Origin of the sequence: Sphingomonas hominis, assembly GCF_013328205.1 — a bacterium.
In the GTDB taxonomy this organism is placed as follows: domain Bacteria; phylum Pseudomonadota; class Alphaproteobacteria; order Sphingomonadales; family Sphingomonadaceae; genus Sphingomonas; species Sphingomonas hominis.
Genome location: NZ_JABULH010000006.1, coordinates 177,314 through 191,625, shown reverse-complemented (window position 1 = coordinate 191,625; position 14,312 = coordinate 177,314). Strand labels below are relative to the sequence as shown.

Annotated in this window: 13 protein-coding genes and 1 tRNA gene; 8 read left to right on the top strand and 6 right to left on the bottom strand. The window is 67.2% G+C overall.

The genetic code is table 11. The annotated features are described in order from the left end of the window. Window positions 1-35 precede the first annotated feature (35 nt). Window positions 36-110, top strand: a tRNA-Gln gene (locus HRV97_RS14300). 35 nt (window positions 111-145) lie between these two features. Here HRV97_RS14300 and HRV97_RS14295 read toward each other — a convergent pair. Beyond that, window positions 146-481, bottom strand: coding sequence for a hypothetical protein (locus HRV97_RS14295; protein ID WP_174194949.1), 336 nt, complete (start codon window positions 479-481; stop codon window positions 146-148). 220 nt (window positions 482-701) lie between these two features. On the opposite strand from HRV97_RS14295, the gene HRV97_RS14290 reads away from it, so the two are divergent. Beyond that, a complete protein-coding gene (locus HRV97_RS14290) occupies window positions 702-1,382 on the top strand; it encodes a hypothetical protein (RefSeq protein WP_174194948.1) in 681 nt (226 codons plus the stop codon). Between the two features lie 179 nt (window positions 1,383-1,561). Here the strand turns inward: HRV97_RS14290 and HRV97_RS17695 are convergent, their stop codons facing one another. Further along, entirely contained in the window at window positions 1,562-1,690 is a 129-nt protein-coding gene (locus HRV97_RS17695) for a hypothetical protein (protein WP_281356823.1), read from the bottom strand. Between the two features lie 388 nt (window positions 1,691-2,078). Between HRV97_RS17695 and HRV97_RS14285 the strand changes: the two genes are divergently transcribed. After that, window positions 2,079-2,552 carry a hypothetical protein gene (locus HRV97_RS14285; protein ID WP_174194947.1) on the top strand — a complete coding sequence of 158 codons (474 nt, stop codon included), beginning with the start codon at window positions 2,079-2,081 and terminating at the stop codon, window positions 2,550-2,552. A 111-nt stretch (window positions 2,553-2,663) separates the two neighbouring features. Here HRV97_RS14285 and HRV97_RS14280 read toward each other — a convergent pair whose 3' ends face one another. From HRV97_RS14280 to HRV97_RS14270, 3 genes are all read right to left on the bottom strand, one after another. Continuing rightward, on the bottom strand, window positions 2,664-3,941 hold the full coding sequence (locus tag HRV97_RS14280; protein WP_174194946.1) for a cation:proton antiporter: 1,278 nt from the start codon (window positions 3,939-3,941) through the stop codon (window positions 2,664-2,666). A 599-nt stretch (window positions 3,942-4,540) separates the two neighbouring features. After that, window positions 4,541-5,947, bottom strand: a complete 1,407-nt coding sequence (locus HRV97_RS14275) for a DUF2254 domain-containing protein (protein ID WP_174194945.1) — start codon at window positions 5,945-5,947, stop codon at window positions 4,541-4,543. After that, window positions 5,944-6,252, bottom strand: coding sequence for a hypothetical protein (locus HRV97_RS14270; RefSeq protein ID WP_174194944.1), 309 nt, complete (start codon window positions 6,250-6,252; stop codon window positions 5,944-5,946). The genes HRV97_RS14275 and HRV97_RS14270 overlap by 4 nt, the downstream gene beginning before the upstream one ends. A 445-nt stretch (window positions 6,253-6,697) precedes the next feature. Between HRV97_RS14270 and HRV97_RS14265 the strand changes: the two genes are divergently transcribed. The 3 genes from HRV97_RS14265 (at window position 6,698) to HRV97_RS14255 (ending at window position 10,441) form a co-directional block, all read left to right on the top strand. Next, the gene (locus HRV97_RS14265; protein WP_174194943.1) at window positions 6,698-8,290 is read left to right on the top strand and encodes a DUF389 domain-containing protein; all 1,593 of its coding nucleotides are present in this window, start codon (window positions 6,698-6,700) and stop codon (window positions 8,288-8,290) included. A gap of 214 nt (window positions 8,291-8,504) precedes the next feature. Further along, complete coding sequence (locus HRV97_RS14260; RefSeq protein WP_174194942.1) at window positions 8,505-9,494, top strand: helix-turn-helix domain-containing protein; 990 nt, start codon at window positions 8,505-8,507, stop codon at window positions 9,492-9,494. A 278-nt stretch (window positions 9,495-9,772) separates the two neighbouring features. Further along, window positions 9,773-10,441: a helix-turn-helix domain-containing protein gene (locus HRV97_RS14255; RefSeq protein WP_343044522.1), complete on the top strand. Its 669-nt coding sequence runs from the start codon at window positions 9,773-9,775 to the stop codon at window positions 10,439-10,441. Here HRV97_RS14255 and HRV97_RS14250 read toward each other — a convergent pair. Continuing rightward, window positions 10,403-11,653: an MFS transporter gene (locus tag HRV97_RS14250; protein WP_174194940.1), complete on the bottom strand. Its 1,251-nt coding sequence runs from the start codon at window positions 11,651-11,653 to the stop codon at window positions 10,403-10,405. The genes HRV97_RS14255 and HRV97_RS14250 overlap by 39 nt on opposite strands. A 427-nt stretch (window positions 11,654-12,080) precedes the next feature. Between HRV97_RS14250 and HRV97_RS14245 the strand changes: the two genes are divergently transcribed. Further along, window positions 12,081-12,905, top strand: a complete 825-nt coding sequence (locus HRV97_RS14245; protein ID WP_174194939.1) for a chromate resistance protein ChrB domain-containing protein — start codon at window positions 12,081-12,083, stop codon at window positions 12,903-12,905. After that, window positions 12,902-14,296 carry a chromate efflux transporter gene (gene chrA / locus HRV97_RS14240; RefSeq protein ID WP_174194938.1) on the top strand — a complete coding sequence of 465 codons (1,395 nt, stop codon included), beginning with the start codon at window positions 12,902-12,904 and terminating at the stop codon, window positions 14,294-14,296. Before HRV97_RS14245 ends, chrA begins: the two co-directional genes overlap by 4 nt. The last annotated feature ends 16 nt before the right edge of the window (window positions 14,297-14,312 follow it).

Sequence of the window (14,312 nt, the reverse complement as noted above, 5' to 3'; positions counted from 1 at the left end):
CCGAACGCACGAGCCGCTATAAGCGCCCGTTCTGCTGGGGCGTCGCCAAGCGGTAAGGCACCGGTTTTTGGTACCGGCATTCGTAGGTTCGAATCCTGCCGCCCCAGCCAGCACCTTTCGATGAGCGATCCGAAGGTCGGCTTGTTTATGCCCACCTGACCGTTTTTTTCAACATCGCGTACAGGGCGGCGCGGACGAGCTCGCGTGGGATGGCCTCGCCGACCGTTGTTGCACTCCCGGTGGGCACACACGTCGAGTTGGTGCCTACTCCTGACGCGCCCCGCCGCACGTAAATCGTGCCCGGTCGCGATTTGGTCTCGCTGATCGGGTTAGGCTGAGTGGAGGGCGACGAGTACCTGTTGCTCAACGAGTAGAAGCTCGCTGGTGACACCACGTCGATGCCGGTGTTCATCCACGGCAGCAAGGATGCCTCGGTGCAGGACGGCGTGACCTTCGCATGCGACGGGATCGCGCTGTTCACCAGATCGTCCGCTTCATCGAATTGCTGATGCGGGTCGCGGTGCCGAGCGCGTGCCGGGTGACGCTTCCTTTCGGCCAGGCCTCATGTTCCTCGGTGAGCAACCCGCCAGCAGCATGGGCGACCGTTCCGACGCGCTAAACCGAAGCTGAACCGGGAGGTTCAGCGGAGCGGGGCGCAACGTGGCGTAACAGGACGACATCGACAGGCAAGGAGCAGATCGATGGTTGATTTCGACAGGCTGAAGAAGAGCCGCGGCGCGATGGCTGCCGCGGCGGCGACGCTGCTGGTGCTGGGTGCGGCGGGCGGCGTCGGCGCGGCGCAGGCGAGCCGCCCCACGATCACGATGGCGCCCACTACTCGCATCCCGATCGCCAAGCTCGCGACGAGCAGTGGCGTCGTAACGGTAACGGGTCGTGTGGCGGAGGTCTACGGCGACCGCTTGGTGGTGCAGGACGCGAGCGGACGGGCGATGATCGCGGTCGGGCAGGAAGGACGCGGGATGGCGGGCGTCGGTCAGCCGGTGACCGTGCAGGGCCGCTTCGACGACGGACAGTTGCGCGCGAGCTACCTGGTGGACCGAGACGGCACGGTCGCGGCGGTCGGTCCGCGCGGACCGCGGCCGGGCGGTCCCGATGGCGGCGGAGCACCGCGTCCGCACGGACCGGGGCAGGGCGGGCCAGAGCGTGACGGACCGGGACGTGACGGTCCGCCACCGCCGCCCGGCTGCGCGGCAGGGCCGGACGCGCGCGTCGCGCAAGGGGCCGTGCCGCCACCGCCGCCGCCGCGGGACGGCTCGGCCGTCGACAACGGCGCGGCGCAGCTGCCACCCGCCGGCGATCGGCAGCCATTGCCGAACGCTCAGGTGCCGCGTGCCGGCACCGGAGGTGCGCCGCGCGGCTGAGCGAAGGGTCGGGAAGCGTGGCCGCGCTCACGCTTCCTTTTCGATCGCGACAACGATCGGCAGGCGACGTCGCCGTTTGCCCGCCCTTGCTCCTCACGTCAGGTGCCCGATCGTGTCGGTCAAGTCGAGCTCGCGCCCGAGCTACTCGCCCAGCGTGATGCTGACCGCGCGCTGCCGCGCTAGCGCGAACACTGGCTCGCGCTCGGCGCGTCGGCGTCGATTCGTTCGCGATACGGGTCCATGATCCGCGCGGCGACCTCCGTGGAGCGATCGGCCCCGCCTTGTTCCTCGGCGATCCAGTGCTGCACGCGCTCGACCTCGGCATGGCGGCCTTGTCATCTGCCGCGTGCGCGGTCGCACATGTGGAGCGGCAGTTACCACATCGGTTCAACAATCTACCGGCGATCACTGTCGGTAGGGGCAGCGCTCACTACTCCACCCTTATAACCATCTGTGCCTGCAGGTCGCCGCTAGAAGAAGGTCACTGGTACCCGCCCTCGTTCTCGCGCTCCTCGGCGGCGTCTTCCTGTACCTTTTCCATCTCGTCGGCTTGCTCGGCCTCGGCGGGTTCGGTCGGATCACGCGTCATCACCATCTCCTCTGCCGCGAACAACGACCCGCGACGGCCAATGTCTCCCGCGGGTGCGTTTCCTTTCGGTCGTACCGGCGTTGTTGTCGCGAACGATGGAGAGCAACATGGCAGACAAGACTCCGATGCCGGCGAAGGGCGACCCCGAAAGCAAGGGCGAAGCCGATGGCGTGAACGTCACTCACCCGAGCGGCCGTGGGATGCCGGGGGAGAGCGGCGGCGGCAGCTACCCGACCGGCTCGGATGCCGGGCACGAGCGGGGCGACAGCGCCCATTTCGACGGCGGTCAGTCGGAGAAAGGCTATCACGGCGGCGGTCAGGCGGGGGAGGACGGTCCGTCGAGCCCCAATGCCACCACGCGGGGCAGCGACGATTACAGCGAACAAGGCGACGCCGGCGCCAAGCCCGGGCCGAGCGGTCCCGAACAAGCGCCGCACGCCGAGGAAACACGCACGATCAGTGCCGCGGGCCGGACGTTTGACGTGGTCGAAACCTCGGGAACCGCGATCGCCGAAGAGGCCGGCAACGTAGGTCGCGACGGCCAGCGCGCGAACGATCCCGAGGCACCGGGCGCAGGCTGAACCAGCACGGGCAAACATGCGGATACGACATTGTAGCCAGGTTCAGCCACCGGCAGGAGGCTGAACCACCTCGGGCGTAGGCGCATACCCGCACGTTCATCTCGCGATCGTTCAGGGGTTGGAAGCCCGACCAGCCTCCAAGTCCGTGTCGCGCCGCGCGCTCGCGAGAACGCGTTCAATGGTGCCGCCCTGCACGATGACCGAGAACAGCACGACGATGTAGGTCGCTGCCAGCGCGATCGAGCGTGCCGGTCCGTCCGGCAGCCCGAGCGCCAGCGCAATCGAGATGCCGCCGCGCAGACCGCCCCAGATCAGCGTCACCGGCGCAAGGCGGCCGAGCGACAGGACGGGACGGAGCAAGGCCAAGGGCGCGACGACCGAGATGCCGCGCGCCAGCAGCACCAGCGGTATCGCCGCCACGCCCAGCGCGATCAGGCGCGGGTCCCACGAGATCGTCACCACCTCCAGCCCGATGAGCAGGAACAGCACCGCGTTCAGGATGTCGTCGATCAGCGCCCAGAATTTCAGCAGATAGTCGCGCGTCACGTCGCTCATCGCGTCGGCCACGCCCTTGTTGCCGATCAGGAGCCCCGCGACCGCCATCGCGACGGGTCCGCTGACGTGCATCTGGCTGGCGAGCGCGTAGCCGCCCATCACCACGGCCAGGCTGATCATCACCTCGACGTTATATTCGTCGATCGAGCGCATCGCGCGGTAGCCGAGCCAGCCGATCGCGAGTCCCAGCAGCACGCCGCCGCCGGCTTCCTGCGCGAACAGCAAGCCGGCGTGACCGAACGACAGCGGCACGGTGCCGAGCGCGGCTTCGAGCAGGATCGCGAACACGACCACGCCGACGCCGTCGTTGAACAGGCTCTCGCCCGCCACCGTCGCCTTCAGCGTGGGCGACACCTCTGCGCGGCCGAGCACGCCCATGACAGCGACGGGATCGGTCGGGCTGATGAGCGCGCCGAAGACGAGGCACCAGATGACGGGTACAACAAGCCCGAGCCATCCCGCGATCAGGTGAAAGCTCACGCCGATGATCGCCGTGGAGAGCAGCACGCCGCCGGTGCTGAGCAGCATGATCGGCCAGCGCCCCTCGCGCATATGGTCCCATTTGACGTGCAGCGCGCCCGCGAACAGCAGGAACGACAGCATGCCGTCCATCAGCGTGGTGTGGAAATCGATCCCGGCGATGAAGCCGACGACCTGTTCGCCGACCTGGCTGCCGGGAACGAGCTGATCGAGCCCGACGACGAGCAGCGACGCGACCGCGCCCATGATCGTCAGGCCGATCGAGGACGGCAGCTTCAGCACGCGGTGATTGAAATAGCCGAGCACCGCGGCAAGCACGATCAGCACGGCCGCGGCGTCGAACGGGGTCAGCAACGTGTTGGTCCTTTCGGCGCGTGATCGTGACGGTGTTCAGCGGTCGCGGCGCCGGCACGCCGTTGCCCGCCGGCCAGCCCTCGTGCTGGCGACGGCGCTTTCCGTCGCTCGCCTCGGTCTGATCGTGCAACAGCACCTGCGTCGTCGGGAACGGCAGGTCAATGGCCGCACGCGCCGAAGCCTCGGCAACCGCCTGGAGCACGCGGTCGCGAACCTCAACGACGCCGGAGCGCTTGGGCCTCATCCACCAGCGCACGCGCAGGAGCCTGAACGAGCCGGCCAGGTCCCACAACAGCACCTCGGGCGCGGGATCGGCCAGCACGCCGTCGACGCCTTTCACCGCCTCCAGTGCGATGCTGCGCACCATGGACACGTCGCTGCCGTAGACGACGCCGACGTTATATCCGCTGCGCAGCAGGCCGTGAGCTCTGAAAGTGACCGTCCCGGTATAGATGACGCTGTTGACTACGATCACGCGCTGCTCGTCACCCGCGCGGAACGGGTGGCGGATCAGCAGCAGGATGCTGGCGAGCAGATTCTGGACGATGTCCTCGACCGCCAGACGGTCGCCACGCCGATGGTGCGTCCACGACGGTCCTTCAGGCCGTGCCGGCAAGCCAGGCGGTACCATCGCGCAGGCGACGCTTATAGTCCGGCTGCGCGAGCGCGGTGCGCACTTCATCGGCGCGGCGCTGCACGCGTGTCAGATTGAAGCCCTTCAATCCCTCGTTCGCCAATTCTTCCAGCTTGTCGGCATAGGAGCGGATCGTCGCGACGCGATCGGCTTCGTCGCAGTCGAGCGACACTTCGCCCAGTGCGTTCAGGTAGCGGAGCGCCGCCACCATATCGGTCGAGCAATAGTGCGCGAGGGCACCGAACGAGCGGTCCATCAGCGAGGCGAACGTCACCGGGTGCGTGATCACCCGCAGCGCGCCCTCGTCATCCACCCGCAGGTGCGAGGGGAGTGCGCGACCGGCGAGGTTCGACAGCGCGGCGCCGAGCCAGTCGAGGCAGGTGACGGCGGTGAAGGGGTCGTTGACGCCGGGCGACAAGGCACGCGCCGCGATCTCGACCAGCTCGTCGATCAGGAAACGCAGGTCCTGCAACGCGGTGCGCCGCGAGCCGATCGACACGGCGTTGCGCAGCGCGTCCGCGCACGCCTCGTCACACCGCGCGGGCGGCCATGCCTCGACCAGCGCCCGACCGACGTGCACGAAATCGCCCGGCTGGTATTGGAGGCGCAGCACCAGATCGTGCGTGCGCGCGACGCGCAGCAACGCCTCGTCGTCGAGGAACTGAATATAGCCGGTGTTCTCCGCTTCCACGACGAAGCGGTCCGCGCCGGTCGCCGCGTCGGCGTCGTTGCGGAACGTGGCCGGCAGGTTCGCCGCGGTCGCGGCATGGTCGTCGGGCGCGCGGCCGACGAAGCGGGGAAAGCGGTTCTCGATCCCACGCAGCAGCCGGTCGCCGACATCCTCGATCACGCTGTTGATGTGGATCTTGGAGGGAACGTGATGGATGAAGTAGATCAACACCGCGATCGAGCAGAGTGCGAGCACGACCCCGACCAACAGCGCCAGGTTGGGTACGAAACCATAGCCGCCCGATTCCTCGGCCGAGCGGATCGTGCGCAGCACCAGGAGGCAGTAAAGAAAGGTCGCGATAAAGGTGCCGAGCGTCACCTGATTGCCGCGATCGCGCATGAAGTTGGTCAGCAATCGCGGCCCGTACTGGCCCGAGGCATAGACCACCGCCGCGATCGTAACCGAGAAGACGGTACCGGCGACGGTGATCATCGATCCCCCGACCGAGGACAACACCTGTCGCGCACCGTCGGGATGCGACGCGTAGATCCAGCCGGCATCGCCCATCCATGCCGACCCGACCGTGGCATCGAGCGTCACCATGCCGCCCGCGAGCAGCACCGCACCGATCGCCATGATCGTCGGCACGAACCAGTAACTGGAGCCGAGATAATCGGCGAGACGCATCAGGCCGGCTTTCATCGGCGAACACTTTCTGTACGGCCGGGCCGAGCATGCCGGCGCGGCAGGGGGGTCAACGAACCGCCGCCGGGTTGGCGAGAAGCGCAGCGACGCTGCTGGCTCATCGCGGACACGTTCGCGCCGGCCGCCTCGATTTTGTCGGCGCGCGCCACACCCGTGTCACGAGCCTTCATGGCGCGAGCGTCGCGCATCGTAGCTCGGTCGCGCGGCGCGGCGGTCTGCTCGATGCGATCGGCAAGCGTGTCGCACGAGCTCTTGCTGAACGCGGCCCGCGGAACGATGGCGATGGTGACGGCAGCCTTCATGGATCAACTCCCCGAAGCGACACGCCGGAATGCCAGCCGCACGCGCCGACTTGTTGGTTCGGCTATCCACAAACATAGGTGGTGGGCGGCGGTTCCTGGCCTGGATCGAGCATGTTTGCGGTCGAGTATGCGTCGACGAGGTGAGCCGCACGCGCATCAGCGCGGCGCTTGTTGGCTATGGCAGGTTACGGGATCCGCGCGGGGTTGGAGATGCCGGAACGAGGGGCTAAGCCGGCGGCGCGCATGATGGTACGTCAGATCAGCAGGTGTCCGAGGCGGGCCTCGGCATGCATGTCACGGCGGCACCGCTAATGGTGCGGTCCTCCGGTAGCTCATTGCCGAGCCCGGCCGATGCGCGGCCGATCTGCCCGCCGACGATCGCAATGTCGCTCATCCGCCGCGTTTCGCTCACGAAGGATCACGCGATCACCCAAGGGAGAGCGACATGAGCGAGGCAGCGGGCATCCGGTTCGATCCGAACGGGCGCATCGCGCGACTGGCGCTGTATCGTTGGTGGCGCCGAACGATCGTCGCGCCGGTCGATCACCAAAGCGTCGTCGCGCGCATCGTCGAGGAAAGCGGCTGGTCGCTCCGCTTCGCCTTCATGACCATGATGTCGGCCGGGATCGCTGTTCTCGGCTTGTTGCTATCCTCACCGGCCGTCGTCATCGGGGCGATGCTGATCTCGCCGCTGATGAACCCGATCCTGGGCTTCGGTTTCAGCCTAGCCCTGTTCGACTATCGCGAACTACGCCGATCGTTGAAGGCGTTGGCGACTGGTTCGGTCGTGGCGGTCGCGTTCACCGCGCTGATCGTGCTCGTCTCGCCGCTACAGGCGCCGACCGCGGAGATCGTCGCGCGAACGCGACCGAACCTGTTTGATCTGGCCGTTGCGCTGTTCGCCGCGCTGGCCGGCAGCTTCGCGATCATCCGCGGACGCGGCGAGACAATCGTCGGCGTCGCCATCGCCACCGCGTTGATGCCGCCGCTGGCGGTGGTCGGCTACGGCCTCGCCACGCGCAACATGCCGGTGGGCGCGGGCGCGTTCGCACTGTTCGTCACCAACTTCATCACCATTGCGCTGTCCGCCACGCTGATGGCGCGCTTCTACGGCTTCGGCCACCACCTCTCGCGCCGGCAGAGCTGGACGCAGACGGTCCTGCTGTTGCTCGTCTTCGCGATCATGGCGGTGCCGCTCGGCATATCGCTCAACCGCATCGGGCGCGAGGCGGTGGCGGTGTCGCAGACCAGGACGCTGCTGACCGAGAAGTTCGGCGACGAGGCACGCGTGACCCAGCTGGACCTGGATTTCGCCGCGGATCCCCTGATCGTGCGTGCCGTGGTCATCGCCCCGCGCGGTGCCATGCAGAAGACGCCCGTGCTGCAAAAGGCGCTGACCGAACGTTTGGGGCGCCGCATCCAGCTCGATCTCGACCAGATCCTGCTCGAACCCGGCGCCAGTGCGCTGGAAGCGCAGCGGGAGGAACTGCGGCAGGCGGGCGATTACGCGAAGTTGGAGGCAGAGCGGAGCGCGTCGCTCGCGCGCATGGTGGCGCTCATCACCGGGGTGCCGGCGGACGATGTGACGATCGATCGCGAACACCACCGCGTGATCGCGTCGGCGGCGGCGCTACCCGGAGCGACGCTGGGCATCTACCGCTTGCTGGAAAGCCGGGTGGCGGCGGAGGACAGCGGGTGGTCGGTGTCGATCGTGCCGCCGCAGACGCCGCTTCCGCGAATCGCGTTCGCCGACGATGTCGACACACTCGACGCGGCCGCACGCGACGCGATCATGACCTCGGCCTGGGCGGCCAAGCGCTGGAACGTGCCGTCGCTGGGCGTGCCCGGACTGCCCGCAGGCGACAAGCCAGCACGACCCAACCTGCCGCAGCGCCGCGCGCTCGCCATCGCCGCCCTGTTGCAGTCGCAAGGCATCGCCGCCGTCGCCGTGCCTGCCGCCGGTCAACGCTTCGCGCTAGTTCCCAGTGGCGCCGTGTCAGCCATGAACGATGTACCGGCGGAGGGAACAGGTCGCTGATGCCCCCGCGCGGTCGGGGTGGTGAACGGGCTCGGCGGCGAACCCGTCTCCGTTTGCCTCGGCACTGACAGGCGCGGGGCCGCGACGCCCACTCGCTGGTTAGTGCAACAGGCGCGCCGGCACCCATGCAGCGAAATGGCGGCTCGATCGTCCCACCTTCATCACCTTCCACGAAGAAGCCAGCCGCATCTACGATCACCAGACCTCACGACACGTGCTTCAGTTCGATAGCGAGCGACTGCCGCCAGCCGAGCGGTTCACGGCGTACCGGGACCTCTACGCTGGCGGCACCGATGCGGAGCAGGTCGGGCCCGATTTCCGCGCACGCGTTTCTGCCTGGTCGCTCGACCGAGTAACGATCTTCGAGCGCCACCTGAACGATGTCGGCCATCACCGCACACGGGCGCACGTGGCGAGCGACGGGTTCGATCATTACACGGTCACGCTGGTGCTGTCGGGTGAGGTGATGCGCGGCAATGGCGTGGATGTGCTGACCGTGCGATCCGGGTGCGGGCTCGTTGCGGATACGCATCTGCCCGGACGCAACTGGTTCCGCGACGCCACCTTGTACACGTTGCGGATCGCCCGATCGGTGTTCCGGACGCTGGCACCCGGCCACCACGACCTGCATGACAGCTTCACGAAGCCCGGTACGACGGCGCTGCTGATCGACTATGTTCGTGTGCTGCTGCCCAGGCTCGATCACCTCGATCTGGTCGGCACCGGCCACGCGGTCGATGCGCTGTTCGCGCTGCTGCGCGGTGCGCTGCAGCCGCCGCGCAGCACGGCCGAGATGGCGGCACTTGCCCGCGACAACAACCGACTGATCGCGGTCCGCGCCAGCATCGAGGCGTTGATCAACGATCCCGATCTCGGCGCCGACACGATCATCGCGCAGGCCGATATGTCGCGCGCGACCTTGTACCGTTTGTTCAAGCCGCTGGGTGGCATCAACGGTTATATCCGCACGCGTCGGCTGCACGCGCTGCGGCTGTCGTTGATGGATGCGGCCGAGCAGCGCAGCTTCGCCGAACTGGCGATTCACTTTGGTTTTCGCAGCGAAGCGCATGCGAGCCGCCTGTTCTTTGAGCGATATGGCATCCGACCGGGAAGCTACCGCGCACGCTGGAAGGCGGAAGGGGGCGAGCCCAAGCCCGTGCGTCAGATGCGCTTTCTTGACGCGACCATCGACCAGGATGATTGATGATCATCATGCTATATTGAGGCAGATCAAGATTGTCTCACCGATGAGCCGGGCGGGCATGTTGCGGTTGTAAGGGCTGTACCAATGACGGCGCACGCAGCGCCGGGCCTTTCCCCACGCTGCCGCAGGCGGGTTGGACGAACATGGCGACCGTTTTGGTGGACACAGCCATCAGTCGAGATGGGCGCGCTGCAACGCCGCATCGGGGCGTCGTCGCGGATGCTCTCCTCGGCAGCCCTCGTGCGATCCCGCGGCTCCCCGGACCGGCTCGCTTGATCGTGCTTCCCATCGGCACCAGCCTCTCGGCGGAGACGCGCTGCCGTTTCCACGCGCAGGTTGCGCGCGCGAGTGTGCTGGGGCCGACCAGCCGCGCGGCAACGCTCTGGGTTCATGGACCGGCACCGATCGAGGTCGAACTGGATGCGCTGGCCTGGTCGCGGCGAACAAAGGTGCGCGCGGACACGTTGACCGACCGGATCGTACCCGGATCGCTGCTCGACATCGGTGATCCCGGCGACCTCGCCGACGCCGCAGCCTGCGCCTCCTTCGCGCACAACGTCGTGTCATGCCTGGACGTGCTGCGGCGCGACGCGCCGGACGACGTCTTGGTGCGCAAGTTCACGGCCATGACACAGCGGCTCGACATCGCCGATGTCGCGACCGCCGCGGGCGAGCTGGGCGTCAATCCGCACACGCTGCGTCGGCTGACGCTGCGTCATTTCGGTTTTCCGCCCAAGCTGCTGATGGTCCGTGCGCGCTTTCTCGCGGCATTCGTGGTCTTCCAGCGATCGGGTTTGCGCTTCGACAGCGTGCTCGATTTCGGTTACTTCGACAGCTCGCACTTCCTGCGCGACGCCAATCGCTTTCTGGGCACCACGCCCAAGCGCTATCTTGAACGCTTCGCGGCGTTAATGCCGTGCGAGTGGCGGCGCCAAACGTCCGGCTGACCAGCGCGCGCGTTTGAACGCCGCGCGGTTGATCACCACCGTCAACGCGCAGACGATGGTGGCAATCGTCGCTGTTCCCAGCAAGGCAGCGGCGATCGACAACCCCCCTTGCGCCAACAGCCCCGCGAGCAGCGGGCCCGTTCCGACCGCCACCAAGGTGACGGTCGCGAAATACACACCGTTGACGCTGGCGCGGGCCGCCGCCGGGATCAGCGCCTGCACGCCGAACAATCCGGCAAAGGCCGAGACACCGAGCATCAGGTTGATGGCGACGACGCACGCGACCATCGCACCCAAGGCGTGCACGTGCGTCAACACCGCGAGCGGGATCAGCGTCGCCGCCAGCGCCGCGAGCACCAATTGCGGCAAGGCCGTAACGAGTCTCGAATGGCGTGAAAGAGCCCAGCCCGCCACCGCCTGTCCGGTCCAGCCGGTCAGCAACGTCACGACTCCCAGCAGCGTTGCGGCATGCGCCGGCAGCATCGCGGCCTGGCGCACGAACAACGTCGGCAACCAGCCGCCGATGGCCTGCGCTTCGACCAGCGGGGCGATCGCCACGCCGAAGAAAGCGGTCAGCGTGCCCCAGGGTGGCGCAGCGCTATGTTCGCCGGCCGCAGGAGCCTTGTTCGGCGCGCTCGCCAGCATCGGCAGGATCAGCAGGTTCGGAATGGCGGTGAGCGCGAGCACCCAGCGCCAGTGCGCCATTCGCGAGTCCGCGATCACCAGCGCGAGCAACCACAAAATGCCGCCGACCAGCAGCAGCGCGATGCTGCGCCCGACCGTGGCACCACTCGCGAAGGTGGCCAATGCCGGCGCGCGGCGCGCATCGGCATGATCCACCAACCACGCCACCGCCAGTGGAACGAACATCCCCTGACCCACCCCTAAGAGCCCGCGGGCGATGCTGAACGACAACACCGATCCCGCTGCCGCCATGGCCAGCGCGCCAGCCGTCCACGTCACCACGCCACCGATCAGCAACCACACCGACGCCCGCCGGCCTCGCATCACCAAAGCCAGGATCAGCGCGGTTGCCGCATAGGGTAGCGCGAACGCGGTGCCGATCAGCCACCCGGCTTGTGCATCGTTCATCGGGGTCTCGACCCGCACCAGCGGCAACACGCCTGCCAGGAGATTGCGGTCGATGAAGGCAAGCATGTGCAACACCGCCAGAACAGCAATCACGCGAGCGGTGGCAGGGGCGGCCTTCATCGGCACGCCACCTCGCCGACCGCGCCGATGCGGTCAATCATCCTGGACGCGTCACTGCGGGACGAAGCGAGCACGCGCGCATCGTGTCATTCGGGCCCAAGCTGCGGTGTCCAACTTCGAAGCGTTTCATCAGGTGGTGGATCATTTGGTCGGCCAACGTTGGGCACGCTCCTTCGCTCGGTTCCCCGGCGAGGTAACACCTACCGAGAAGTTCAACTCCCGCGGACGGGCGAAAGCGAACTGTCGCAGAATGACTGGTGGCCGACGGTGGACTGTCCGAGTTGGGCATCTCGATGTCGCCACCTCGCGGCTCGACCTGTTGACAAGAACGCTGTGAAATGGCTGATTGAGCCCATGGGGATCGCGATCTCCCCACGAGGCGTCAGCTAAAGGATCGCGTCCAGCACGAACACGCGAGGGACGCGCCATGCCTGCTTTAAACGCTATCACACCGGACAAACTCGCCCGCCTCGTCGCTTCTGCCAGCGCACCGCCTATCGTCGATCTGCGTGAGAGCCCAACAGAAGCCATTCCAGGATCGCTGTTCCCGGCACATGCTGACCCAACCCGCTGGGGGTATGCTGCCGGATCCGGCACAATCGTCGTTGACAATGACGGCGGCGGCTCGGCCGTTGCTGCCGCGGCCATTCTGCGCAGTGAGGGCGTAGCGGCCGAAGTGCTCGAAGGCGGGTTCGTTGCATGGGCAGCAAGTGGCCTGCCTACCATATCCCTGGCCCATCTGCCGCCGCGCCACGACGACGGGCGAACCTGGTGGGTCACGCGGGCGCGGCCCAAGGTCGATCGCATCGCCTGTCCCTGGCTGATCCGGCGCTTCGTCGATCCCGACGCGCGCTTCCTGTTCGTCGCCCCAGGCGAGGTGCTGGCTGTCGCTGCGCAGCAGCAGGCCGAACCGTTCGACGTCGCGGACCAAGGCGTGTTCTGGAGCCATCGCGGCGAGCGATGCACCTTCGACGTGATGATCCAGGCGTTCGGGCTGGAGACGCATGAACCACTGGTGCGCTTGGCGGCGATCGTTCGCGGCGCCGATACCGATTGCCTCGATCTGGTTCCCGAAGCGGCCGGACTGCTCGCCATCTCGCTTGGCCTGTCGCGCATCCACAGCGACGACCACGCCCAGCTCGAAGCCGGCATGGCGGTGTACGACGCGCTTTATCGCTGGTGCCGTGACGCACAGGGCGAGAAGCACAATTGGTCCTCGCATCAGCCCACGCGCCGCAAGGTGTCGGCATGAGCGCGGTGACAGCCCAGGCCACGGCTCCGGTGCGCGCGGAACCGGTCACGCTCGGCCAAGCCTTCTGGGTCTGGCTGCGCATCGCCATGCTGTCGTTCGGTGGTCCAGCCGGACAGATTGCGGTCATGCATCGCATCCTCGTTGATGAGAAACGCTGGATCGGGGAGCAACGGTTCCTGCACGCGCTCAACTATTGCATGTTGCTGCCCGGACCGGAGGCACAGCAGCTCGCCACCTATATCGGTTGGCTGATGCACCGCACGAAGGGCGGCATCGTCGCCGGTGTCCTGTTCATCATGCCCGGTGCCGTCGCGATCATGGCGCTGAGCTGGATCTATGTTCTCTACGGTCGTGTCGGCATCGTCTCGGCACTGTTCTTCGGCCTCAAATGCGCGGTGCTGGCAGTCGTGCTCCAGGCGGTGGTGCGGATCGGCGGCCGGGCGCTCACATCGACGCCGGCGAGGGTGCTGGCTGCACTGGCCTTCGTGTTGATCTTCTTCGGCGGCGCGCCGTTCCCGCTGATCGTGCTGGGTGCCGGCACCATCGGCTGGTGGTCCACCCGCCAGGGCAGCAAGGCTTTCCGGGGCGGCGGCCATGGCGCGTCCAAGGGCGCGACCGTAGCCGATGCCGACACGCTGCTCGGCGAAGAGTTGCCGGCCCATGCGCGACCGACCTGGGCTGAGACGATCCGCACGGCGCTGGTCTGTCTGGCGCTGTGGCTCGTGCCGGTCGCGGTGCTGCTGGTCACGCTTGGTCCGGATAACGTGTTCAGCCGCATCGCCACCTTCTTCTCGACGATGGCGATGGTCACGTTCGGCGGCGCCTATGCCGTCCTCGCTTATGTCGCGCAGCAGGCGGTCGAGAATTACGGCTGGCTGGGGCCAAAGGAGATGCTCGACGGACTGGGCATGGCGGAGACGACGCCCGGACCGCTCGTCATGGTGCTGCAATTCGTCGGCTTTCTCGGCGCTTACCGCGATCCCGGTGCCCTGTCTCCGCTGGTCGCCGGCACCCTGGGCGGTCTGCTCGCGACCTGGGTGACGTTCGTGCCCTGCTTCCTGTGGATCTTTCTCGGCGCGCCGTTCATCGAGCGGCTTCGTGGCAATGCCGCGGTCGCCGGTGCATTATCCGCGATCACCGCCGCGGTCGTGGGCGTCGTCCTCAACCTCGCAATATGGTTCGCACTGCACACGCTGTTCCGCGAGACGACGTTGGTGGCGGCTGGGCCGTTCCGCTTCGATGCGCCGGTGCTGACCAGCATCGATCCGGCCGCGTTCGTTCTGTCACTGGGTGCCGGCTACATGATCTTCATGACGCGGGCGGGCGTCATCACGACCCTGCTGGCTTCCTCATCATGCGGTCTCGCGTTCTACGGTCTCGGCGTGATGTAGGCGCAGCGATCCTGCG

Bases quoted from the DNA above. Each gene is read 5' to 3' on its own strand.
- HRV97_RS14265 (WP_174194943.1), top strand. From the start codon at position 6,698: ATGAGCGAGGCAGCGGGCATCCGGTTCGATCCGAACGGGCGCATCGCG.
- HRV97_RS14290 (WP_174194948.1), top strand. From the start codon at position 702: ATGGTTGATTTCGACAGGCTGAAGAAGAGCCGCGGCGCGATGGCTGCC.
- HRV97_RS14245 (WP_174194939.1), top strand. From the start codon at position 12,081: ATGCCTGCTTTAAACGCTATCACACCGGACAAACTCGCCCGCCTCGTC.
- chrA (WP_174194938.1), top strand. From the start codon at position 12,902: ATGAGCGCGGTGACAGCCCAGGCCACGGCTCCGGTGCGCGCGGAACCG.
- HRV97_RS14275 (WP_174194945.1), bottom strand. From the start codon at position 5,947: ATGAAAGCCGGCCTGATGCGTCTCGCCGATTATCTCGGCTCCAGTTAC.
- HRV97_RS14285 (WP_174194947.1), top strand. From the start codon at position 2,079: ATGGCAGACAAGACTCCGATGCCGGCGAAGGGCGACCCCGAAAGCAAG.
- HRV97_RS14270 (WP_174194944.1), bottom strand. From the start codon at position 6,252: ATGAAGGCTGCCGTCACCATCGCCATCGTTCCGCGGGCCGCGTTCAGC.
- HRV97_RS14250 (WP_174194940.1), bottom strand. From the start codon at position 11,653: ATGAAGGCCGCCCCTGCCACCGCTCGCGTGATTGCTGTTCTGGCGGTG.